This is a genomic window from Streptomyces sp. NPDC007025, assembly GCF_042869455.1.
Taxonomy (GTDB): domain Bacteria; phylum Actinomycetota; class Actinomycetes; order Streptomycetales; family Streptomycetaceae; genus Streptomyces.
On the sequence record NZ_JBIAFT010000009.1, the window covers coordinates 320,386 to 343,098 of the forward strand.

Annotated in this window: 17 protein-coding genes; 10 read left to right on the top strand and 7 right to left on the bottom strand. The window is 72.5% G+C overall.

Annotated elements, in window-relative coordinates; genetic code table 11:
* Positions 1 to 65: 65 nt before the first annotated feature.
* Entirely contained in the window at positions 66 to 3,587 is a 3,522-nt protein-coding gene (metH, locus tag ACFYMO_RS19830; RefSeq protein ID WP_366772586.1) for a methionine synthase, read from the bottom strand.
* 232 nt (positions 3,588 to 3,819) lie between these two features.
* Here metH and ACFYMO_RS19835 point away from each other — a divergent pair, with 232 nt between their 5' ends.
* The 7 genes from ACFYMO_RS19835 (at position 3,820) to ACFYMO_RS19865 (ending at position 12,147) form a co-directional block, all read left to right on the top strand.
* Positions 3,820 to 4,584, top strand: a complete 765-nt coding sequence (locus tag ACFYMO_RS19835) for an IclR family transcriptional regulator (protein WP_276474413.1) — start codon at positions 3,820 to 3,822, stop codon at positions 4,582 to 4,584.
* Between the two features lie 331 nt (positions 4,585 to 4,915).
* Positions 4,916 to 5,680: an MIP/aquaporin family protein gene (locus tag ACFYMO_RS19840; protein WP_360295962.1), complete on the top strand. Its 765-nt coding sequence runs from the start codon at positions 4,916 to 4,918 to the stop codon at positions 5,678 to 5,680.
* A 53-nt stretch (positions 5,681 to 5,733) separates the two neighbouring features.
* Positions 5,734 to 7,278 carry a glycerol kinase GlpK gene (glpK, locus tag ACFYMO_RS19845; RefSeq protein ID WP_366772585.1) on the top strand — a complete coding sequence of 515 codons (1,545 nt, stop codon included), beginning with the start codon at positions 5,734 to 5,736 and terminating at the stop codon, positions 7,276 to 7,278.
* A gap of 5 nt (positions 7,279 to 7,283) precedes the next feature.
* Positions 7,284 to 8,900, top strand: coding sequence for a glycerol-3-phosphate dehydrogenase/oxidase (locus tag ACFYMO_RS19850; protein ID WP_366772584.1), 1,617 nt, complete (start codon positions 7,284 to 7,286; stop codon positions 8,898 to 8,900).
* Between the two features lie 187 nt (positions 8,901 to 9,087).
* Positions 9,088 to 10,239: a glycosyl hydrolase family 18 protein gene (locus tag ACFYMO_RS19855; protein ID WP_366772583.1), complete on the top strand. Its 1,152-nt coding sequence runs from the start codon at positions 9,088 to 9,090 to the stop codon at positions 10,237 to 10,239.
* Positions 10,236 to 10,928: a FadR/GntR family transcriptional regulator gene (locus tag ACFYMO_RS19860; RefSeq protein WP_388547704.1), complete on the top strand. Its 693-nt coding sequence runs from the start codon at positions 10,236 to 10,238 to the stop codon at positions 10,926 to 10,928. The genes ACFYMO_RS19855 and ACFYMO_RS19860 overlap by 4 nt, the downstream gene beginning before the upstream one ends.
* 232 nt (positions 10,929 to 11,160) lie before the next feature.
* Positions 11,161 to 12,147, top strand: a complete 987-nt coding sequence (locus tag ACFYMO_RS19865) for a PAC2 family protein (protein WP_366772580.1) — start codon at positions 11,161 to 11,163, stop codon at positions 12,145 to 12,147.
* A 130-nt stretch (positions 12,148 to 12,277) separates the two neighbouring features.
* On the opposite strand, the gene mshC is transcribed toward ACFYMO_RS19865, so the two are convergent.
* The 4 genes from mshC to ACFYMO_RS19885 all read right to left on the bottom strand — a co-directional run bounded on the left by mshC (position 12,278) and on the right by ACFYMO_RS19885 (position 16,036).
* Positions 12,278 to 13,507 carry a cysteine--1-D-myo-inosityl 2-amino-2-deoxy-alpha-D-glucopyranoside ligase gene (gene mshC / locus ACFYMO_RS19870; RefSeq protein WP_366772579.1) on the bottom strand — a complete coding sequence of 410 codons (1,230 nt, stop codon included), beginning with the start codon at positions 13,505 to 13,507 and terminating at the stop codon, positions 12,278 to 12,280.
* A 193-nt stretch (positions 13,508 to 13,700) separates the two neighbouring features.
* Complete coding sequence (locus tag ACFYMO_RS19875; RefSeq protein WP_388547709.1) at positions 13,701 to 14,702, bottom strand: SCO1664 family protein; 1,002 nt, start codon at positions 14,700 to 14,702, stop codon at positions 13,701 to 13,703.
* Positions 14,666 to 15,256, bottom strand: coding sequence for a DUF3090 domain-containing protein (locus ACFYMO_RS19880; RefSeq protein WP_019356417.1), 591 nt, complete (start codon positions 15,254 to 15,256; stop codon positions 14,666 to 14,668). The genes ACFYMO_RS19875 and ACFYMO_RS19880 overlap by 37 nt, the downstream gene beginning before the upstream one ends.
* A gap of 75 nt (positions 15,257 to 15,331) precedes the next feature.
* A complete protein-coding gene (locus ACFYMO_RS19885; RefSeq protein WP_366772576.1) occupies positions 15,332 to 16,036 on the bottom strand; it encodes a histidine phosphatase family protein in 705 nt (234 codons plus the stop codon).
* Positions 16,037 to 16,142: 106 nt separating this feature from the next.
* On the opposite strand from ACFYMO_RS19885, the gene corA reads away from it, so the two are divergent.
* Positions 16,143 to 17,138, top strand: a complete 996-nt coding sequence (gene corA, locus ACFYMO_RS19890) for a magnesium/cobalt transporter CorA (RefSeq protein ID WP_366772575.1) — start codon at positions 16,143 to 16,145, stop codon at positions 17,136 to 17,138.
* An 86-nt stretch (positions 17,139 to 17,224) separates the two neighbouring features.
* On the opposite strand, the gene ACFYMO_RS19895 is transcribed toward corA, so the two are convergent.
* Both ACFYMO_RS19895 and ACFYMO_RS19900 read right to left on the bottom strand, forming a co-directional pair.
* Positions 17,225 to 18,016, bottom strand: coding sequence for a ferritin-like domain-containing protein (locus ACFYMO_RS19895; RefSeq protein WP_366772574.1), 792 nt, complete (start codon positions 18,014 to 18,016; stop codon positions 17,225 to 17,227).
* 329 nt (positions 18,017 to 18,345) lie between these two features.
* The gene (locus ACFYMO_RS19900) at positions 18,346 to 19,398 is read right to left on the bottom strand and encodes an LLM class F420-dependent oxidoreductase (protein ID WP_388547757.1); all 1,053 of its coding nucleotides are present in this window, start codon (positions 19,396 to 19,398) and stop codon (positions 18,346 to 18,348) included.
* A gap of 86 nt (positions 19,399 to 19,484) precedes the next feature.
* On the opposite strand from ACFYMO_RS19900, the gene ACFYMO_RS19905 reads away from it, so the two are divergent.
* Together ACFYMO_RS19905 and ACFYMO_RS19910 are read left to right on the top strand one after the other, a co-directional pair.
* On the top strand, positions 19,485 to 20,531 hold the full coding sequence (locus ACFYMO_RS19905; protein WP_388547713.1) for an aldo/keto reductase: 1,047 nt from the start codon (positions 19,485 to 19,487) through the stop codon (positions 20,529 to 20,531).
* On the top strand, positions 20,528 to 22,693 hold the full coding sequence (locus ACFYMO_RS19910) for a helix-hairpin-helix domain-containing protein (protein WP_388547716.1): 2,166 nt from the start codon (positions 20,528 to 20,530) through the stop codon (positions 22,691 to 22,693). Before ACFYMO_RS19905 ends, ACFYMO_RS19910 begins: the two co-directional genes overlap by 4 nt.
* Positions 22,694 to 22,713: the final 20 nt, after the last annotated feature.

Consider the following 22,713-nt stretch of genomic DNA (forward strand, 5'->3'; position numbering starts at 1 on the left):
CTCCGGTTTCCGGCGGAAGCGGACGACCGGCCTGTACCGGACCGATCAGTATATGACCTGCGCCCTCATCGGGCGTTGAAATACTTCGCCTCGGGGTGGTGCAGCACGATGGCGTCGGTCGACTGCTCGGGGTGCAGCTGGAACTCCTCGGACAGCTCGACGCCGATCCGCTCCGGCCGCAGCAGCTCGGCGATCTTGGCGCGGTCCTCCAGGTTCGGGCAGGCTCCGTAGCCCAGCGAGAACCGCGCTCCCCGGTACTTCAGATCGAACATGCCCTGCATCTGGTCGGGGTCCTCACCCGAGAAGCCCAGCTCGCTGCGGACCCGGGCGTGCCAGTACTCGGCGAGCGCCTCGGCCAGCTGCACGGAGAGGCCGTGCAGCTCCAGGTAGTCGCGGTAGGCGTCGCCCTCGAACAGCTCGGCGGTCTTCTCGCCGATCCTGGAACCGACGGTGACCACCTGCAGCCCGACCACGTCGGTCTCGCCGGACTCCTCCGGACGGAAGAAGTCCGCCAGGCACAGCCGGCGGCCGCGCCGCTGCCGGGGGAAGGTGAAGCGGGTGCGCTCGTTGCCCTGCTCGTCCAGCAGAATCAGGTCGTCACCCTTGGAGTAGCAGGGGAAGTAGCCGTAGACGGCGGACGCCTCCAGCAGGTTCTCCGTCTGCAACCGCTCCAGCCAGCCCCGCAGCCGGGGGCGGCCCTCGGTCTCCACCAGCTCCTCGTAGGACGGCCCGTCGCCCTTGCGGGACTCCTTGAGCCCCCACTGGCCCTTGAAGAGGGCGCCCTCGTCCAGCCAGGACGCGTAGTCCTGCTGCCGCAGGCCCTTGATCACCCGGGTGCCCCAGAAGGGCGGCTCGGGGACGGGATTGTCGACGGCCACGTCGGAGCGGACGGAGCCGTCGTTCTCCTCCGGCTCGGGGATGTCGAGGTCCCGCTTGGGGACCCGGCGCTGCTTGAGCGCGGGCAGCTCGGCGCCGGGCACGCCGCGCTTGACGTCCATCAGGGCGTCCATGAGGCTCAGCCCCTCGAAGGCGTCCTTGGCGTAGCGGACCTCGCCCTCGTAGATCTCGTGCAGGTCCTGCTCGACGTAGGCCCGGGTGAGCGCGGCGCCGCCGAGGATGACGGGGAAGTCGGAGGACATCTTGCGCTGGTTGAGCTCCTCCAGGTTCTCCTTCATGATCACCGTGGACTTCACCAGCAGCCCGGACATGCCGATCACGTCGGCCCGGTGCTCGGCCGCGGCGTCCAGGATGGCGCTCACCGGCTGCTTGATGCCCAGGTTGACCACCTGGTAGCCGTTGTTGGACAGGATGATGTCGACGAGGTTCTTGCCGATGTCGTGGACGTCGCCACGGACCGTGGCCAGCACGATCGTCCCCTTGCCCGCGTCGTCCTCGGACTTCTCCATGTGCGGTTCGAGGTGCGCGACGGCGGCCTTCATCACCTCGGCCGACTGCAGCACGAACGGCAGCTGCATCTGTCCGGAGCCGAAGAGCTCACCGACGACCTTCATACCGGCCAGCAGCGTGTCGTTGACGATGTCGAGCGCCGGACGCTCCTCCAGCGCGGAGTCCAGGTCGGCCTCCAGCCCGTTGCGCTCGCCGTCGATGATGCGCCGCTGGAGGCGCTCCTCCAGCGGGAGGGCGGCCAGCTCCTCGGCCTTCCCGGCCTTCATCGACTTGGCCGTGGCGCCCTCGAACAGCTCCATCAGCTTCTGCAGCGGATCGTAACCCTCGCTGCGCCGGTCGTAGACCAGGTCGCGGGCAACGGTCACCTGCTCGTCGTCGAAGCGGGCGATCGGCAGGATCTTGCTGGCGTGCACGATCGCCGAGTCCAGCCCGGCCTTGACGCACTCGTCGAGGAAGACGGAGTTGAGCACGATCCGGGCGGCGGGGTTCAGGCCGAAGGAGATGTTCGACAGGCCCAGCACGGTCTGCACGTCGGGGTGCTTCTGCTTGAGCAGCCGGATGGCCTCGATCGTGTTGATGCCGTCCTTGCGGGACTCCTCCTGGCCGGTGCAGATGGTGAAGGTGAGGACGTCGATGAGGATGTCCGACTCGTGGATGCCGTAGTTGCCGGTCAGATCCGCGATGAGGCGTTCGGCGATGGCGACCTTGTGCTCGGCGGTGCGGGCCTGGCCCTCCTCGTCGATGGTCAGCGCGATCAGCGCCGCCCCGTGCTCGGCGGCCAGCTTGGTGACCTTCGCGAAGCGGGACTCGGGGCCGTCGCCGTCCTCGTAGTTCACGGAGTTGATGACGGCGCGGCCGCCCAGCATCTCCAGACCGGCCTGGATGACGTCGATCTCCGTCGAGTCCAGCACGATCGGCAGCGTGGAGGCGGTGGCCAGCCGGCCCGCCAGCTCGGTCATGTCCGCGACACCGTCCCGGCCGACGTAGTCGACGCACAGGTCGAGCATGTGGGCGCCCTCGCGGATCTGCTCCCGGGCCAGCTCGACGCAGTCGTCCCAGCGCGCCTCCAGCATCGCCTCGCGGAACTTCTTCGAACCGTTGGCGTTGGTCCGCTCCCCGATGGCCATGTACGAGGTGTCCTGGCGGAAGGGCACCGCCTGGTACAGCGAGGCCGCGGCCGGCTCCGGCTGCGGGGTGCGCGCGGCGGGCTCGCGGCCGCGCACCCGCTCCACCAGCTGGCGCAGGTGCTCGGGCGTGGTCCCGCAGCAGCCGCCCACCAGGGACAGGCCGTAGTCGCCCACGAAGGTGTCGTGCGCGTCCGCCAGCTCCTCGGGGGTGAGCGGATAGCTGGCGCCGTCCTTGCCCAGCACCGGCAGACCGGCGTTCGGCATGCAGGAGAGCGGGACGCGGGAGTGCTGGGCCAGATAGCGCAGATGCTCGCTCATCTCGGCGGGGCCGGTGGCGCAGTTCAGCCCGATCATGTCGATGCCCAGCGGCTCCAGGGCAGCGAGGGCCGCGGCGATCTCGGAACCGAGCAGCATCGTGCCGGTCGTCTCCACCGTGACCGAACACAGCAGCGGCAGGTCGGCGCCGGCCGCCGCCATGCCGCGGCGGGCGCCGATGACGGCCGCCTTGGTCTGCAGCAGGTCCTGGGTCGTCTCCACCAGCAGCGCGTCGGCGCCACCGGCGATCATGCCCTCCGCGTTCTGCTGGTAGGCGTCGCGCAGGGTGGTGTAGGGGGCGTGGCCGAGGGTCGGCAGTTTGGTGCCCGGGCCCATGGAGCCCAGGACCCAGCGCATCCGCCCGTCTCCGGACTCGAACTCCTCGGCGACGTCGCGGGCGATCCGCACGCCGGTCTCGGACAGTTCGAAAATGCGCTCGGTGATGTCGTACTCCCCCAGCGCCGCGTGGTTGGCGCCGAAGGTGTTGGTCTCCACGCAGTCCACGCCGGCGGCGAAGTACTCCTGGTGGACCGCGCGGATGATGTCGGGGCGGGTCACGTTCAAGATCTCGTTGCAGCCTTCGAGCTGTTCGAAATCCTCCAGCGTCGGATCCTGCGCCTGGATCATCGTCCCCATCGCTCCGTCGGCGACGACCACGCGCGAGGCGAGTGCGCTGCGGAGCGCCTCGGCCCGGGTGGAGGACGGAGTTGCGGACGTGCTGCTCGGCGACGAGGCCATGGAAGAGGCTCCCTGGGTTGCGACGGCTGTCGGCTTTGCGCGCCGGTGAGGCAGCGCACCCGGTCAGCGTAGCGGGCGGACGCAAGAGCGCAGGTCGACATTCCGACCATCGGACACTCCGGCGCTCGATCCGGGCTCGATCCCGACTACCGCCGCGTCGACATCAAGCGATACCGTTCGACATTGTCGAATCCACACATCGAATCTCAAGGCAGCAGGTCAGGGAGGACCGATGGCCCGGACCATCCAGTCGCTGGAACGAGCGGCGGCCGTACTGCGGTTGCTGGCGGGCGGCGAGCGGCGGCTCGGACTCTCCGAGATCGCCTCGGCGCTCGACCTGGCCAAGGGTACGGCGCACGGGCTGCTGCGCACCCTCCAGCAGGAGGGCTTCGTGGAGCAGGAAGCGGTCACCGGCCGCTACCAGCTCGGGGCCGAGCTGCTGCGACTGGGCAACAGCTATCTGGACGTGCACGAGCTGCGGGCCCGCGCCCTGGTGTGGACGGACGACCTGGCCCGCTCCAGCGGGGAGAGCGTCTATCTGGGCGTGCTCCACCAGCAGGGCGTGCTCATCGTGCACCACGTCTTCCGCCCCGACGACAGCCGCCAGGTGCTGGAGGTCGGCGCCATGCAACCACTGCACAGCACGGCCCTGGGCAAGGTGCTGTGCGCGTTCGACCCGGTGGCGCACAGCGAGGCGCTGGACGGGCGGCGCACGGACTTCACCGAGCGCACCGTCACCGGCGAGGACCGGTTCGAGACGCTGCTGGAGACCGTCCGGGCGCGCGGCTGGGCGGCGGACGTCGAGGAGACCTGGGACGGCCTCGCCTCGGTGGCCGCGCCGATCCACGACCGGCGCCGGATGCCGGTGGGCGCGGTGGGCATCACCGGGGCCGTGGAGCGGGTGTGCGAGGGCGAGGAGCTGCTTCCGCGGCTGGTGGCGGCCGTCCGGGACACGGCGCGGGCGGTCTCCAGGGACCTGGGGGCGCGGCGGTTCTGAGCGTTCCGGGCCGGCACCGGCGCGGGCTCCGGAACGGCCCCCTCCAAAGAGTCCCGGGAAGGCGCCGGGAGGGCTCCGGCGCGACCGCCCTGAGCCGCCCGGAGGGCCGCGCGCACCGTCTGGCCCTCCCGAGGTGCCGCCACCGCTGCGTGGCCGCAGGATGACAGCCAGGAGTCATCGGTCACAGCCCCTTGACGGGACTCTTACGAAGGAGAAAAGTTGCCGTTCGGCGGTCGACATTGTCGAACACCGGACGATCATCACCGGTCCGCCCATCCCCTCGGCCTCCGGCCGGGAGGTGCCCCCATGGACAAGGACAAAGGAGTCGCGGGTGTCCAGCCTCGACATCTTCACGAGTGAGGTCACCGGCACGATGGTGCTGATCCTCCTCGGTGGCGGCGTGGTCGCCGCAGTCAATCTCAAGCGCTCGAAGGCGTTCGCGGCCGGCTGGGTCGCCATCGCCTTCGGCTGGGGCTTCGGGGTGCTCACCGGTGCCTACATCGCCCAGCCGTCCGGCGCCCACCTCAACCCGGCCGTCACCCTGGCGCTCGCCATCAAGGGCGACACCCCCTGGAGCGACGTCCCGCTCTACATGGGCAGCGAACTGCTGGGCGCCATCCTGGGCGCCGTACTGGTCTGGGTGGCCTACTACAGCCAGTTCCAGGCCACGCTCCGCGAGCCGGACATGGTCGAGATGAAGCACGCGAACCCCGGCCCCGTGCACGGCGTCTTCTTCACCTCCCCCGAGGTGCGCAACGGCCTGCTGAACTTCCTCACCGAGGTCATCGCCACCTTCGTGCTGATCTTCGCGATCCTCACCCAGGGCCTGGTCAAGGACGCCGACGGCACCATCGGCCTCGGCAGGATGGGCGCCCTGATCACCGCGCTGGTCGTCGTCGGTATCGGTCTCTCGCTCGGCGGGCCCACGGGCTACGCCATCAACCCGGCCCGTGACCTCGGCCCCCGGCTGGCGCACGCGGTGCTGCCGCTGCCGAACAAGGGCGGCAGCGACTGGAGCTACGCCTGGGTCCCGGTGGTGGGGCCGCTGGCCGGCGCCGCCATCGCCGCGGGGCTCTACAACCTCGCATGGGCCTAGCGCGCCCGGCCGACCGCCGAGACGACCCGATGACGCAAGGGAGCACACACACCATGAGCGAGACCCACAGCACCCACGCCTCCGCGCACGGCGGCGGGCCCTTCATAGCCGCGATCGACCAGGGCACCACCTCCAGCCGCTGCATCGTCTTCGACAAGGACGGCCGCATCGTCGCGGTCGACCAGAAGGAGCACGAGCAGATCCTGCCCAAGCCGGGCTGGGTCGAGCACGACGCGGCCGAGATCTGGACCAACGTCCAGCAGGTGGTCACCGGCGCGCTGGAGAAGGCCGGAGTCACCCGGGAGGACGTGCTGGCCCTGGGCATCACCAACCAGCGCGAGACGACCGTCCTGTGGGAGAAGGCGACCGGCCGTCCGGTGCACAACGCCATCGTCTGGCAGGACACCCGCACCGACGCGCTCTGCAAGGAGCTGGGCCGCAACGTCGGCCAGGACCGGTTCCGCCGCGAGACCGGGCTGCCGCTGGCGTCCTACTTCGCCGGGCCGAAGATCCGCTGGCTGCTGGACAACGTCGACGGGCTGCGCGAGCGCGCCGAGAACGGCGAGATCCTCTTCGGCACCATGGACTCCTGGGTCATCTGGAACCTCACCGGCGGCCCGAACGGCGGCAAGCACGTCACCGACGTCACCAACGCCTCCCGCACCATGCTGATGAACCTGCACACCATGGCCTGGGACGAGAAGATCTGCGCGTCCATCGGCATCCCGATGGCGCTGCTGCCCGAGATCCGCTCGTCCTCCGAGGTGTACGGCGAGGCCACCGGCGAGCTGGCGGGGCTGCCCGTCGCCTCCGCGCTGGGCGACCAGCAGGCGGCGCTGTTCGGCCAGACCTGCTTCGAGCAGGGCGAGGCCAAGTCGACCTACGGCACCGGCACCTTCCTGCTGATGAACACCGGGCACGAGCCGGTCAACTCCTACAACGGCCTGCTCACCACGGTCGGCTACCGCATCGGCGACCAGCAGCCGGTCTTCGCGCTGGAGGGCTCCATCGCGGTCACCGGTTCGCTGGTGCAGTGGATGCGCGACCAGATGGGGCTGATCAACAGCGCGGCGGAGATCGAGACCCTGGCCAGCTCCGTCGAGGACAACGGCGGCGCCTACTTCGTCCCGGCGTTCTCCGGCCTGTTCGCCCCGTACTGGCGCTCGGACGCACGCGGTGTCATCGCGGGCCTGACCCGCTACGTCACCAAGGCGCACCTGGCGCGCGCGGTGCTGGAGGCGACGGCCTGGCAGACCCGGGAGATCGTCGACGCGATGCAGAAGGACTCGGACGTCGAGCTGGCCGCGCTGAAGGTGGACGGCGGCATGACCGCCAACAACCTGCTGATGCAGACCATCTCGGACGTCCTGGACGCACCCGTCGTGCGCCCGATGGTCGCCGAGACCACCTGCCTCGGCGCGGCGTACGCGGCCGGGCTGGCAGTCGGCTTCTGGTCGGACACCGACGAGCTGCGGGCCAACTGGAAGCGCGCCGCGGAATGGACCCCCCGCATGGACGCAGAGACGCGTGAGCGGGAATACCGGAACTGGCTCAAGGCCGTGGAGCGGACCATGGGCTGGATCGAAGAGGAGAACTGAGAGCGATGAACACCTCGCAGAGCGTCCCCACCCTCGGGACGCACCCGACTGCCGGCAGCAACCCTGGCCGGGCAGAGACCAGAGGGCTGCTCGCGAACGCGACGTACGACCTCCTGGTCATCGGCGGCGGCATCCTGGGCACCTCGGTCGCCTGGCATGCGGCGCAGTCGGGACTGCGGGTGGCCATGGTGGACGCCGGCGACTTCGCCGGCGCCACCTCCTCCGCGTCCTCGAAGCTGGTGCACGGCGGTCTGCGCTACCTGCAGACCGGCGCGGTCAAGCTCGTCGCGGAGAACCACCACGAGCGGCGGGTACTGGCCAAGGACGTGGCACCGCACCTGGTCAACCCGCTCACCTTCTACCTGCCCGTCTACAAGGGCGGCCCGCACGGCGCCACCAAGCTCGGCGCGGGCGTCTTCGCCTACTCGGCGCTGTCCGCCTTCGGCGACGGCGTCGGCCGGGTGATCTCCCCGGCGAAGGCCGCCGCCGACAACCCGGCGCTGCGCACCGACGACCTCAAGGCGGTCGCGGTCTACGGCGACCACCAGATGAACGACTCGCGGATGGCCGTGATGACCGTCCGCGCAGCCGTGGAGTCGGGCGCCGTGGTCCTCAACCACGCGGAGGTCACCGGGCTGCGCTTCACTCGCGGCCGGGTCACCGGAGCCGAGCTGCGGGACCGCACAGACGGTGCCGAGTTCGGCGTGAACGCGCGGCTGGTGCTGAACGCGACCGGCCCGTGGGTGGACCACCTCAGGACGATGGAGGACAGCGGCGCGGCGCCCTCGATCAGGCTGTCCAAGGGCGCCCACCTGGTCCTCAAGCGGAAGTCGCCGTGGGGCGCGGCGATGGCCACCCCCATCGACAAGTACCGCATCACCTTCGCGCTGCCGTGGGAGGACCAGCTGCTGCTGGGCACCACGGACGAGGAGTACACCGGCGACCCGGCCGACGTGCGGGCGACCGAGGCCGACATCCAGCAGATCCTGGACGAGGCCGCCTTCTCGGTGCGGGACGCCGATCTGGACCGCGATCTGATGACCTACGCCTTCGCCGGGCTGCGGGTGCTGCCCGGCGGCCCCGGGGGCGTGGAGTCGGCCAAGCGGGAGACCGTCGTCACCGAGGGCCGGGGCGGGATGCTGTCGGTCGCGGGCGGCAAGTGGACCACCTACCGGCACATCGGCCGCACGGTGATGGACAAGCTGGAGAAGCTGCCCGGCGGGGCGCTCGCGGCGTCCATGGAGAGCGCGGTGCCGGTCAAGGACCTCGTGCGGCGGACGCCGCTGCCGGGGATCGCCAACCCGAACGCGGTCGCGCACCGGCTGCTGGTGGACCGGGAGCCGGGCGTACGGATGGACCCGCTGACCGCCCGTCAGCTGGCCACGCACTACGGTTCGCTCTCCTTCGACATCGCCCGGCTGGTCAACGAGGACCCGTCGCTGGGCGAGCGCATCCACCCCGACGGGCCGGAGATCTGGGCCCAGGTCGTCTACGCACGCGACCACGAGTGGGCCGAGACGGTGGACGATGTGGCGCGCCGCCGCACCACCCTGACGATCCGCGGCCTGGACGACGAGAAGGTCCGCGGCCGGATCGAGGAGCTGCTCGGGCAGCGCGGCTGAGACCGCGCCGAGCGCACCGCAAGGGGGTGTACGCCGTCGAACGGCGTACACCCCCTTGCTGCGGTCCGGGCGCCATCCGCCCCCGGGCACCGTGACGTTGTGCGGATGGGATCACCAGTTCGGCAAGTTCGTAACGAGCGGGTTCCCACCGCCCGGTCACGCGGTGCGGCGTGGCACTGTCCTCCGCATGAAAGGCAAGACGAACGCGGGCAGCGGGACACCCGCGGCCGGACCCGTGCGCCGCCGCCTGCGGATGCCGGGGCGCACCCGGGCACGGCGGGCCGCGGGGTGGACGGCACTGGCGCTCGTGGTCCTCCTCGTCCTGCCGACCGCCGGCGCGGCGGCGGCGCTACGCGCCTGCTACGCGGGCGAGGTGTCCGCCGAAGCGCGCTCCCGGGGCCGGGACGCGCTGTGGCTGGGCCACGCCTGGGTGGACGGGCGCCGGGACGAGGCGGACCTCGCGGCGCTCAAGCGGCGGACGGCGGGCACCGGCATCCGCGACCTGTACGTCCACACCGGGCCGCTGTCCCACGACGGCTCACTGCCGAAGAAGCGGTACCCGCGTGCGGAGTGGCTGCTGAAGGCCGTCGAGCGGGAACTGCCCGGAGTGCGGGTCCAGGCGTGGCTCGGGGACCGGCTCGCCTACGGCCCGGACGCGGACGGCGGGCTGCGCACGGCCGACCCGCAGACGCGGCGCACGGTGGTGGCGAGCGCCCGGCAGGTGCTGGCGGCGGGCTTCGACGGGGTGCACTTCGACCTGGAGCCGCTGCGCTCGGAGGACGCCGGCTATCTGCGGCTGCTGGACCGGCTGCGCCCGGCGGTCCGGGCGCACGACGGCGTGCTGTCGGTCGCAGCGCACCAGATCGATCCGCTGCCTGGGCTGCACCATGTCTCGGGCGGCGTCTTCGGACACGGCAAGTGGTGGTCGCAGGATTACTTCGGCGAGGTCGCGCGGCGGGTGGACCAGATCGCGGTGATGTCCTACGACACGGCGCTGCCCGCCGAGAGCCTGTACGGCGGCTATGTGGCGCAGCAGACGGCACTCGCGCTGGAGGCGGCGCCCGCCCGGGTGGACGTGCTGATGGGGCTGCCCTTCTACCACACGGACGACATGGGCCATCACGCCGCGGCCGAGACCGCGGCCGCGGCGGTGCGCGGGGTACGGCTCGGGCTCGGCCGCGAGGACCGCGACCGTGCGCGGTTCGGCGTCGCGCTCTACGTCGACTTCGCGGCGACGGAGCAGGACTGGCGCGCCTACCGGCGCGGCTGGGGCGCACCGGCGACACCGGCCGGAGCACGGCACACACAGACTTCGGAAGCCCAGGGGAGGCAGCGTTGACCGTCACGGACGAGGCGATCGAGAAGATCAAGGGGATGATCGTCTCGGGGGCGCTGGGCCCCGGCGACCGGCTGCCCAGGGAGAGCGAACTGGCCACCGAACTGGGCCTGTCGCGCAACTCGCTGCGGGAGGCGGTCCGCGCGCTGGCGCTGATCCGGGTGCTCGACGTACGCCAGGGCGACGGCACCTATGTGACGAGCCTGGATCCGCAGGTGCTGCTGGCGGCGATGAGCTTCGTGGTGGACTTCCACCGCGACGACACCGTCCTGGAACTCCTGGCCGTGCGCCGCATCCTGGAGCCGGCGGCCACCGCGCTGGCGGGCACCCGGATCGCGGTGGCCGAACTGGACGCACTGGAATCCGAACTGGACGCGCTGGAGTCCGAGCTGGCCGCCCCGGCCCCGGAACCGTCCGTGGGGCAACTGGTCGCCGCGGACCTGGAATTCCACCGGCGCATCGCGGCCGCCTCCGGCAACTCCGTACTGGGTTCGCTGCTGGACGGCCTCGCCGGCCCGCACACCCGGGCCCGGGTCTGGCAGGGGCTGACCCGGCAGGAAGCGGTAGGCCGCACCCTGCACGAGCACCGGCAGATCCTCGCGGCCCTGCGTACCGGCGACGCGGAAGCGGCGCGCTCCTGGTCGATCGTGCACATCGCGGGCGTCGAGCAATGGCTGCGCGCGGCGCTGTGACGCCGGACGCCGCCGCCTCTGCGGAACCGGCACCCTGCCCCGGACCGGCGCGGCCGCGGGACCTGCCGGTCGGGTGGGCGGCGGGTCCGGATCGGAGGCGTGCGGGGGCTGCGGGTCGCGTGCGTGCACGCCGTAGGCTGGGCCCCGCACGAAACGGCCGGCGGCGGTCCGGGGGACGGAGTCCGCAGCGGTATCGCCGGCCGCAGGCGACAGCGAGCTGAGGAGGCACTGGGTGATCGAGCTGGAGGGGGTTCCCGAGCTGGTCGACCCAGTCATGGTGGCCGCGTTCGAGGGGTGGAACGACGCGGGCGACGCCGCGTCCGGCGCTGTCGCGCACCTGGAACGGGAATGGAAGGGCGAGGTGTTCGCCGCGCTGGACGCGGAGGACTACTACGACTTCCAGGTGAACCGCCCGCAGGTCTTCCTGGAGGACGGCGTCCGCAAGGTCACCTGGCCCACCACGCGGCTGTCCGTCATCCGGATCGGGGACGCGGACGGCAAGGGCAGGCGGCGCGACCTGGTCCTGGTGCGCGGCATCGAACCGAGCATGCGGTGGCGCTCGTTCTGCAACGAGATCCTGGGGTTCGCGCACGAGCTGGGGGTCGAGCTGGTGGTGGTGCTGGGCTCCCTGCTCGGTGACACTCCGCACACCCGGCCGGTCCCGGTCACCGGCGTGACCTCGGACTCCGATCTGGCCCGCACGATGAACCTGGAGGAGTCCCGCTACGAGGGCCCGACCGGGATCGTCGGCATCCTCCAGGAGGCCTGCACCCATGCGGGCGTCCCGGCGGCCAGCCTGTGGGCGGCCGTACCGCACTACGTCTCGCAGCCGCCCAACCCCAAGGCGACGCTCGCCCTGCTCAACCGGCTGGAGGATCTGCTCGGGGTGCGCGTCCCGATGGGTGAGCTGACCGAGGACGCCCGGGCCTGGCAGATCGGCGTCGACCAGCTCGCGGCGGAGGACAGCGAGGTGGCCGAGTACGTCCAGTCGCTGGAGGAGGCCCGGGACACCGCCGAACTGCCGGAGGCCTCGGGAGAGGCCATCGCCAAGGAGTTCGAGCGCTATCTGCGGCACCGCGACGGCTCCGGCTCCGCCGACGGCGGCTCGGCGCCCGGCGCGTCCCCCTCGCTGCGGGACCCGGGGCACCAGTCCCCTCCCCCGCCGCCCAAGCCCGGTGGCGAGCCGCCGCGGCCCGGTGAGCCGGACGAGGACGAGTGACCGGCGCTCCGCCGCTCCGGGACCGGCGCCGCCGCACGGCGGCGCCGGGTGCGGAGACGACGGCCGGGGCCCGGGCATGACGGGCCTCCCGGCCGCGGGACACGGCCGGGAGGCGGGAGACAGGGGACGGTTACAGCGCGACGCCCAGCAGCGCGTCGACCGTGCGGGAGACCAGTCCGGGAGCACCCTCGTCGGTGCCGCCCCGCTCGGCCTGCTGCTCGGCCCACGCGTCGACGGCGGCCAGCGCGGCGGGGGTGTCGAGATCGTCCGCGAGCGCGGTCCGCACCGCCTCCAGCATGGCCTCGGCGGGCGGTCCGTCCGGCCGCGAGACGGCCGAACGCCAGCGGTCGAGCCGCTGCTGCGCCGCCTCCAGCACCGCGTCCGTGTACTCCCAGTCGGCGCGGTAGTGGTGCGCCAGCAGGGTGAGCCGGATGACGGCCGGATCGACGCCGTCCTTGCGCAGTTGTGAGACGAAGACGAGGTTGCCCTTCGACTTGGACATCTTCTCGCCGTTCAGAGCGACCATCCCCGCGTGCACATAGCTGCGCGCGAACGGGAACTCGCCGGTCAGCGCCTGCGCGTGGGAGGCGCCCATCTCGTGGTGCGGGAAGGCCAGATCGGACCCGCCGCCCTGGATGTCGAAGCCCATGCCCAGGTGTTCGAGCGCGATCGCCACGCACTCGATGTGCCAGCCGGGGCGTCCGGGGCCCAGCGTGCCGCCGTCCCAGTGGGGTTCGCCCTCGCGGGCCGCCGTCCACAGCTGCGGGTCGAGCGGGTTCTTCTTGCCGGGGCGCTCAGGGTCGCCGCCGCGCTCGGCGGACAGCAGCCGCATCGTTTCTGCGTCGTAGTGCGAGACGGCTCCGAAGTGGGCGTCGGACTCGACCGAGAAGTAGATGTCGCCGTCGAGTTCGTAGGCGGCACCCATGTCCCGCAGTCGTTCGACCAGCGGCACGATGTGGGGAATGGACTCCACGGCGCCGATGTAGTGCTTCGGCGGCAGCATCCGCAGGGCCGTCATGTCCTCGCGGAACAGCGCGGTCTCGCGCTCGGCGAGCGCCGTCCAGTCGATGCCCGTCGCGACCGCCCGCTCCAGGAGTGGATCGTCCACGTCGGTGACGTTCTGTATGTAGTGCACCTGGCGCTTGGTGTCGAGCCACACGCGCTGCACGAGGTCGAACGCGTTGTAGGTCGCCGCGTGTCCGAGGTGGGTGGCGTCGTAGGGGGTGATGCCACACACGTAGAGGCGGGCGACAGGACCGGGGGTGAGGGTCACTCGGCCACCGGTCGCGGTGTCGTGGATGTCGAGGTCGCGGCCCTGTCCAGGCAGGACGGGGACCTCGGTAGCGGGCCAGGCATGCATGCCTTGAGCCTAACCCGGACTGGTGTTCCGTATCCGTCCGGATGGACGCCGTTCGAGGTCCGCGGGCGCGGACGGGGCCCGCCCGACCGTTTCGGGACCGGTCGGGCGCGGCGCGGGACACGGCCCGAGCTGCCCGCCAGGCGCCCTCCGGGGCCGTTCCGGCCCCGCCCGGGCCGGGCGCGGGCGGCAGGTGTCAGACAGGTGGCCAGGGGACGGCGGGCCACTCACCGCTCGGCAGCGGATGCCGTCCGGAGCTCAGCAGCGCCTCCACCCGCTTGCCCACGGCCTGTACCTCGGCCTCGGTGAGCAACTCGGCCAGCCGCGCCGCCAGCGGAGCCTCCGCCGCGTCCACGGCCTCCGCAGTCTCCGGGCGGCCACCCGTGTCGGCACGGAGCGCGGTGGAGAGCCTGCGCAGCGCCTCGACGGCCTCGCCGGTCAGCTCCTCGCCCGCCCAGCCCCACAGCAGGGTGCGCAGCTTGTCGTCCACGTGGAAGGTGACGCCGTGGTCGATGGCGTACAGCGCGCCGTCGGGCCGGGGCAGCAGATGGCCGCCCTTGCGGTCGCCGTTGTTGAGCACGGCGTCGAGCACCGCCAGCCGGCGCAGCCGGGGGTCGTCGGCGTGCACGAGCAGCGCGGTCCGGCCACCGCCGACGTCCGCGAAGCCGACCGCCTTCCAGCCCTCGCCCGGCTCCTCGCCGTCGACCAGCGCGAGCAACGGGGCCGGCTCCCCCTCCGGCCCGCTGCCGGGCCCGCGCTCCGGCTCGTCGTCCGGCCCGCGCTCCGACGCGGCCTCGGCCGGCTCCCCGGACGGCACGTTCTCCCCGTCGTCATCGGCGTCCGGCGGCTCACCCACCCAGACCTGGCACATGCCCGGTCCGTAGGGGCCGTCGCGCAGCACGGTGGCGGGTATCAGATCCCAGCCGGTGGCGCGGGAGACCTCGTAGGCCGCGACCTCGCGCTGGGCGAGGTTGCCGTCGGGGAAATCCCACAGCGGCCGCTCACCGGCCACGGGCTTGTAGACGCAGGGCAGGCTGCTCCCCGCATGCTCGACGGTGCCGAACAGCACGGTGTTGGACGCGGCAGTGATCTGTCCCCGCACGGTGAGCGTGCCCTGCCGGAGCAGCTCGCGGGTGGCCTCGGCGGCCGGTGCCGTGCCGCTCATTCGCCCCGGCGGTATCCGTTCTGGCGCGGACATACGTGTCCCTCCGGATCGAGCGGCAGGCTGCACAGCGGGCACGGCGGCCGGCCCGCGTTGACGACCTCCATCGCCCGCTTGGCGAAGGCCCGGGCCATGTTCCCGCTGATCCGCACCCGGAGCATCGGGGGCCCGTTCTCGTCGTCCTGGAGCAGCCGCTCCTCCGCGTCGGCCAGGTCCTCGTCCTCGCCGGGCTCCAGCTCCACGATGGCCTGCGCCTCGACGACCATCCGCTCTCCGTCGCCGTCCCAGGCCAGGGCCATGGTGCCGACCCGGAACTCCTCCTCGACCGGGCTCTCCAGCGGCCCGGTGTCATCGACCTCGGAGGGGGCGACGGCGGGCACGGGCGCACTGCCGCCGGAGCGGCGCACCACCTCGTCCAGCAGCTCGTCGATCCGTTCGGCGAGCGCTTCGACCTGCGCCTTCTCCAGGGCCACGCTGGTGGTGCGGCCCCCCGCGCTGGCTTGGAGGAAGAAGGTGCGGCGGCCAGGCAGACCGACGGTACCGGCGACGAACCGGTCCGGCGGATCGTACAGAAATACCTGACGGGACACGTTCTGCTCCGTTGGGTTCGACAGCTTGAGTGGCTTCGGACATCCGCACCCTACTGTGCGTTCCGATCATCGTGCTCACGCGCTTCCGCCGACGGTCGCATCGCCCTCCCCCGCGCTCGCGGCGGCGCCCTGCTCGCCCGACTTCTCCGGTGGCGCGAGGGAGGCCAGTTCCCCGGTGTCGCCGAGCCGCAGCACGAAGGGGCGCAGCGGGGTGTAGGTGAGGGCCGTGGCCGAGCAGGGGGAGACGGATATCCGCTGGAAGAGGTCGAGGTGCATGCCCAGCGCGTCCGCGACGATCGACTTGATGATGTCGCCGTGCGAGCACATCAGATAGACGGCGTCCGCACCGTGCTCGGCCTCGATGCGGGCGTTCCAGGCGCGGACCGCGTCCACGGCCCGTGCCTGCATGGCCCGCAGCGACTCGCCGCCGGGGAAGGCGGCGGCGGACGGGTGGCCCTGGACGGTGGCCATGAGGGGCTCGTCGTTCAGTTCGGCGAGCTTGCGGCCCGACCAGTCCCCGTAGTCGCACTCGGTGATGCGGTCCTCGGTGTGCACGGGCAACTCGGGGCGGGCGGCGGCCAGCGGCGCGAGGGTCTCCTGGCAGCGGCGCAGCGGGCTGCTGACGGCCGCTGCCAGCGGGATGTCGCGGAGCCGGTCGGGCAGACCGGCGGCCTGCCGCTGGCCGTGACCGTCCAGGGCGACTCCGGGCGTGCGGCCGGCCAGCAGTCCGTCGGTGTTCGCTGTGGACCTGCCGTGGCGTACGAGGATCAGCGTCGGCATGCCGCAACCCTAAGCGAGGCGCCGTCGGCGGCGCTGCGCAGTCCTCGCGGCGGCTCCTCGGCTCTCGCGGCGGCCCCCGGTTGTGCGACGGTCCGGAAACGGCAGAATGCGAGAAGTGATCGTCGACTGTGCGCTCTACCGGCAGGGGCGCCGAGCCGAGCGCCCGCAGGACTTCTCGGCGGCGCTGCGGGAGGCCCGGTCCGCGGCCGAGACGTTTCTGTGGATCGGCCTGCACGAGCCGACCGAAGCGGAGTTCGACCGCGTGACCCGGGATTTCGGGCTGCATCCGCTGGCCGTCGAGGACTCGCTGCACGCGCATCAACGGCCGAAGCTGGAGATCTACGCGGACTCGCTCTTCCTGGTGCTCAAGCCGGTGGACTACGACGAGGGCGACAGCACGCTCAGCACCGGTGAGCTGATGGTGTTCGTGGGCGACTCGTTCGTGCTGACCGTCCGACACGGCCGGACCAACCCGCTGGGATCGGTGCGCGCCCGGCTGGAGGACGACCCGGAGGTGCTGCGGCACGGTCCGACTGCCGTGATGTACGCGGTCAGCGACACCGTGGTGGACCACTACCTGGAGGTCGCGGCCGCGCTGCACACCGACCTGGAGGAGCTGGAAGCCGCGGTCTTCGCCAGGAACGCCCGGGCGGGCAGCCGGGACACGGCGGGCCGGATCTACGAGTTCAAGCGGCGGGCGCTGGAGTTCCGGCGGGCGACGACGCCGCTGACCGACCCCATCACCCGGCTGACGGGTGCCCGGGTCCCCTTCGTGCACAAGGACGCGCGGGTGTTCTTCCGGGATGTGGCCGACCACCTCTCGCGGGTGAACGAGCAGGTGGAGTCCATCGACCGGCTGCTGACGGACATCCTGTCGGCGTATCTGGCGCAGATGGGGGTGCGGCAGAACGACGACATGCGCAAGATCTCCGCCTGGGCCGCGATGTTCGCCGTGCCCACGGCCCTCGCCGGGGTGTACGGGATGAACTTCGCGCACATGCCGGAACTGCACCAGGTGTGGGGCTACCCGGTGACGCTGCTGCTGATGGTGACCATCTGCGTGGTGCTCTTCCGGATCTTCAAGCGCCGCGACTGGTTCTAGGGACTTCGCGGATCAGCCTTCCTGCTTCCCGGGCCCGGTCCCGGTTCCTGATCCGGGGGCGGTACGCCAGGGGCGGCGTGCGGGGCTCAGGCGTACTCGGCCGCCGCGTCCGCCTGCCCGGTGCCCAGTGCGTCGCGGCGCTCGGGCATCCGGAGGGCGACCAGCCGACGCCAGCCGCCCAGCCGCTCCCAGCCGTACCGGCCGTGGATCCCCAGCGCGACGAGCCCGTAGCGGAGCCCGGACCAGCCCAGGATGCGCGCCATCCGGCTCATGACGGCCAGGCTGACGTCCCGGTAGACCTTGATCTCGGCGAGCGCGCTCTCGCGCAGCAGGGCACGGATGGTGCGCGCGTGCCCGGCGCGGGCCAGCCGCAGCAGTTCCTCGTGGCAGTAGGCGAGGTGGTTGTCCTCGTCCCGGGAGATCATCCGCACCGCCCGGCCGAGCTCCGGGTGGTCGCCGACCGCCTTGGTGAGCAGGGCCATCTCCTCGGCGGCCCGCTGCTCCGTGACCCGGCTGTGGGCCAGGTAGGCGAGCACGTCGTGCTCGGTCAGCGGCTCGTCCCGGCGCAGCTTCTCGTGCGCCAGGCCGATCCCGAGGCCCTCCAGGATCATCGTGTAGTCGGTGTCGTCGGGGATCTCGGCCGCCTCCAGGCCGCGCTTGTTCAGCAGCGCCAGGAAGATGCGGCCGTGCTTGTCCTCGTCGGCCCCGTGCCGGACGATCTTGGGCGCGAGACGGCGGGCGCCGTCGGGGACGAGCGCGGCGATGCGGGCGTTCTCCCAGCCGCCCTGCGCCTCGCCACTGGCCGCGACGGAGCAGAAGAGCCGGAAGGACTCGTCGTTGTCGAGGATTTCCTGGAACAGACTCCTGGCCGAGAGCATCGCCGCCACCTCCGTGCACGAGTTCCCTTACAGCACGACATCCCGCGAAGAACGAGTCAAATGCCGCGTACGCGAACAGGCAACATGTGAGCGGTCCGGCTGCGCCGATCGCAGGAGCCCCGCGGCCCGCCCGCGTAACCGCACCGGCCGGGCCGCGTTGTGCTCCATGACGGCCGTGGCGGGGCCGCCCCCCGAGCCCCCACCACGGCCGCAGAATTCTTCGGGCGCGTTACGCCTTCGGGCTGTACCGCGCCCTCGCACCCGGGCGCATGGCCGGGGGCCGCTCGGATCCGGCGGTGCCGCCCGCGCGGGAGGCCGGCAGTCCGCCGCTAGGTGGCGACCCCGGCCTGCTCCAGCGCGTCGACCCCGGCGCGCAGTCCGGCCAGCCGCTCCTCCAGCGAGAACCCGGCGGGGGCCAGCGAGAGCGTCGTCACCCCTGCGTCCGCGTAGGCCCGCATCCGCTCGGCGATCCGCTCGACGGGGCCGATCAGGGTGGTGGAGTCGATCAGCTCGCGCGGAATCGCCGCAGCGGCCCCCTCCTTGTCCCCGGCCAGGTACTTCTCCTGGACCTCGGCGGCCTCCTTCTCGTAGCCCATGCGCTGGGCGAGCTTGTTGTAGAAGTTCTGCTTGCGGCTGCCCATGCCGCCCACGTAGAGCGCGGTGTAGGGCCGGAAGAGGTCGGCGAGCGCGTCGATGTCGTCGCCGACGGCCATCGGGACGGTCGGGCACACGTCGAAGCCCTCCATCGTCCGGCCCGCGGCCTCCCGGCCCGCCCGCAGGTGCTGGAGCGTGGTCTCCTCGGCGTGCTCCGGGGAGAAGAAGACCAGCAGCACACCGTTGGCGATCTCGCCGGTCTGCTCCAGGTTCTTGGGGCCGATCGCCGCGATGTAGAGCGGGATCTCCTCGCGCTCCGGGTGGACGGTCAGCTTGATCGGCTTGCCGGGTCCGCCGGGCAGCGGAAGCGTCCAGTGCTGCCCCTCGTAGGACAGCCGCTCCCGGGACATGGCACGGCGGATGATCTCGACGTACTCGCGGGTGCGGGCCAGCGGCTTGTCGAACTTCACCCCGTACCACCCCTCGGAGACCTGCGGGCCCGAGACGCCCAGGCCGAGCCGGAAGCGGCCGCCGGAGAGCGAGTCGAGCGTGGCGGCCGTCATGGCGGTCATGGCCGGCGCCCGGGCCGGGATCTGGAAGATCCCGGAGGCCACGTCGATCTGCTCGGTGTGGGCCGCCACCCAGGTGAGCACGGTGGCGGCGTCCGAACCGTACGCCTCGGCCGCCCAGCACACGTCGTAGCCGAGCCGGTCGGCCTCCTGTGCGACGGCGAGGTTGTCCGCATCCATCCCGGCACCCCAGTAGCCGAGGTTGATGCCCAGTCGCATCCCCATCCCGCACCCACTTCCCTTACTGATCAGTAATGTCCCTGACCCCCGGACTCTAACGCGTGCCACAACTACGCTCAACGCCCATGGAGCGAAGGCACCTCGGCCGCACTGGCCTGCGCGTATCCCGGATCGGACTGGGCACTCTGGGCTGGGCGCGCGGCGGCGTGAGCGACCGCGCGGACCCCGGCGTGGGAGACGAGGCGCGCCCGCGGCACGACCAGCACGTACGCAACGCCGCCGACCAGCTCAAAACGTTCTGGGAAGCGGGCGGCACCCTCGTGGACACCGCGGACGTGTACGGGGAGGGCGAGGCCGAGTACCTCCTGGGGCGGCTGATGCAGGACCTGGTCCCGCGCCACGACCTGGTGATCGCCACCAAAGCGGGGGGCGTGCCCGACCCCGAGCGCCCCTTCGACTGCTCGCGCGGCCACCTGCTGAGCGCGCTGGACGCCTCCCTCGACCGGCTGGGCACCGACCACGTGGACCTGTGGCAGGTGCACGCCTGGGACCCGTACACACCGCTGGAGGAGACACTCCAGGCACTCGACACGGCCGTCAGCAGCGGACGCGCCCGCTACGCCGGGGTGTGCGACTTCTCCGGCTGGCAGCTCGCCAAGGCGGGCACCTGGCAACGGGCCGCACCCGGAGTGCGGCAGCCGCTGGCCGCCACCCAGATGGAGTACTCGCTGCTGCAGCGCGGCGTCGAACGGGAGGTGCTGCCCGCCGCGCAGGACCTCGGCATCGGGCTGCTGCCCTCCTCGCCCCTGGGGCGCGGAGTACTGACCGGCAAGTACCGCGAACCCGGCCCGCCGCCGACCGGCTCGCGCGGCGCCTCCGAGCGGCTGGCCGCCTTCGTGGAACCCTATCTGGACGGGACCGCGGCCCGGATCACCGACGCGGTGGCCACCGCGGCCGACGGGCTCGCGCTGCCGCCGCTCCAGGTGGCCCTGGCCTGGGTCCGCGACCGGCCCGGAGTGGTGGCACCGATCGTCGGCGCACGCACGGCGGAGCAGTTGGCGCAGGCGCTGTCGGTGGAGGGCCTTAGTCTTCCAGACGAGATCCGCGCGGCCCTGGACGACGTCTCGGCCCCCGTGCACCGCTACCCCGACCATGACTGGAGCGAGCTGTGAGCAACGAGAAGGCAGCCGAACTCCTCGCGGCCGTCCGCGCGGTGGAGAGCGGCGAACGCTCCGCCACCTCCTTCTTCAACGAGCCCGCCGCCGCGCCGCCCTCCCGCAGCGGGCCCCGCGCACAGCCGGGCGGCCCGGAGTCCGGCGCCGCGGGCAGCCCCACCGGTGCCCGCGGCTCAGCGGTGCCCCCGCCGGGGCGTGCGGAACGCGCCGGCCGGCAGGACGGCCCGGTCACCGTCCCGGAAGGAGTGCGCGCCCTGCTGGCGGAGAGCGGGGCTCCGGAGGGGCTGGCCCAGCGTGTGACCGAGACGCTCGGGGAGGGCGCGGAGAGTGTGCTGCGCGCCGACCCCTGGCAGCTCCTCGCGGTTCCCGGGGTGCTCCCCGAGCAGGCCGACGGCTTCGCCCGGGCGCTGCTGGGCGACGAGGCCGGGCCGGACGACCCGCGGCGGGCGGTGGCGCTGGTGGTCCGGCTGCTGGAGCGCGCGGCGCTGCGGGGCGACACGGTGCTGACGCCGGACGCCCTGGGCAGGGGCCTGGCCGGGCACGCGGTACCGGACCCCGAGGAGGCCGTACGGCAGGCCGTGGACGCGGGAGCCGTCCTGGTCTTCGAGGACGCGCTGGACGCGGGGCCGGTGCCTTCGGCCATGGCCGAGGGCGAGGCCGAGGAGGAGGAGCGCCCGGTCGCCCTCCTGGTGGGCCTGGACCGGTACGCGCTCGCGGAGGAGAGTCTCGCGGACGCGCTCGCCCGCGTCGCGGGGACGTTCGGGTCCGCGGAGCCGGCCGGCGGTCCGGGGGACGCGGTGGACTCCACGGAAGCGGCGGAAGCGGTGACGGTGGAAGCAGCGGACCGTGCTCCGGGTGGGGTCGCGGGGGCCGACGACGGCTGGGCGGCTGCCGCCGGGAGTGCCCCCACCTCCTCGGGGCGCGAGCTGATCCGTGCGGTGGCCGGAAGCGGGCTGGTCACCCATACGGGGGGTGAGGCGTCCCGTGCGGAGGTCGCCGCCGTGGTGGTCGCGGCGCGGGCGCTCGGGCTGCGTGCCGCAGTCCTCACCCATACGGATGAGGGGCGGGAGCGCATGGCCCGCCTCCTCGCCGAGCGCTCAACCTCCCACCCGGACAACGGTCCGGGCAGCACCGCGGGTGGCGGCGATCCGGCCCCCGACTGCGCCACCGTCGCCGGGGTGCTGGCGGGCACGGACGGCCCGGAGCGGGACGCGGAAGGGGCGCTCCGCGTCGATGTGCTGGCCGTCTGCGACGCGCCGCAGTTGGACGCGGAGACGGGCGCGGCGCTGCTGGAGGCGCTGCCGGACGGGGCACGTCTGCTGCTCAGCGGAGACCCGGGCGTGCTGGGCGCCGCGGGCCCCGGGCAGGTGTTCGGGGACCTGATGGCGGCCCGGTACTGCCCCCACGTCGCTTCCCGCACCCCGGATCCCGGCCCGATCGGCGAGTTGGTGTCGGGCATCGGCATCGGAGAGCTGAGCCAGGTGGCGGCGCCCGGCAAGGAGGTGGTGATCGTCCCCGTCGCGGACCCCGGCGAGGCCGTCCACCGGACGGTGCAGCTCGTCAAGGACTCGGTGCCCCGTGCCCTCGGCGTCCCGTCCGCCGGGACCCAGGTGATCACTCCGGGGCACGGCGGTTCCGCGGGCACCCGCGCGCTCAACGCCGCCCTCAAGGAAGTGCTCAACCCGGGTCCGGGCCGCTTCGGCGGCTTCGACCCCGGTGACCGGGTCGCCCACTCCCCCGCGCCGGGCCGCACACGCATCGGCACGGTGTCCTCGGCCGACGCGGACGGCCTCCAACTGGCCTGCGGGGACCAGCGGGTGACGGTCCCGCCCGAGCGGGTGCCCGAAACGGTGCGGCACGGCTGGGCTGTGACGGCCCATCAGGCCGCCGGGATCCGCTGGCCCGCCGCCGTCGTGGTGCTGCCCGGGGACGCCACGGAGGCGCTGACCCGGGAGTGGGTCTACACGGCTTTCAGCCGGGGCGAGCGTCATCTGTCGGTCGTGCACGGAGCGGGCGACGCGCTCCCCCGCGCGGTGGCCTCGGCCGCGGCGCGGGAGCGGACGACCCGGCTGCGGACCCTGCTGACCGAGTCCGCCCGCGCCGCCGAGGCAGCGCGGGCGGCGGAGGCGACAGAAGCGGCGGAGGCGGCCGCCGGCTGAGCCGGGACGGCAGCGACGCC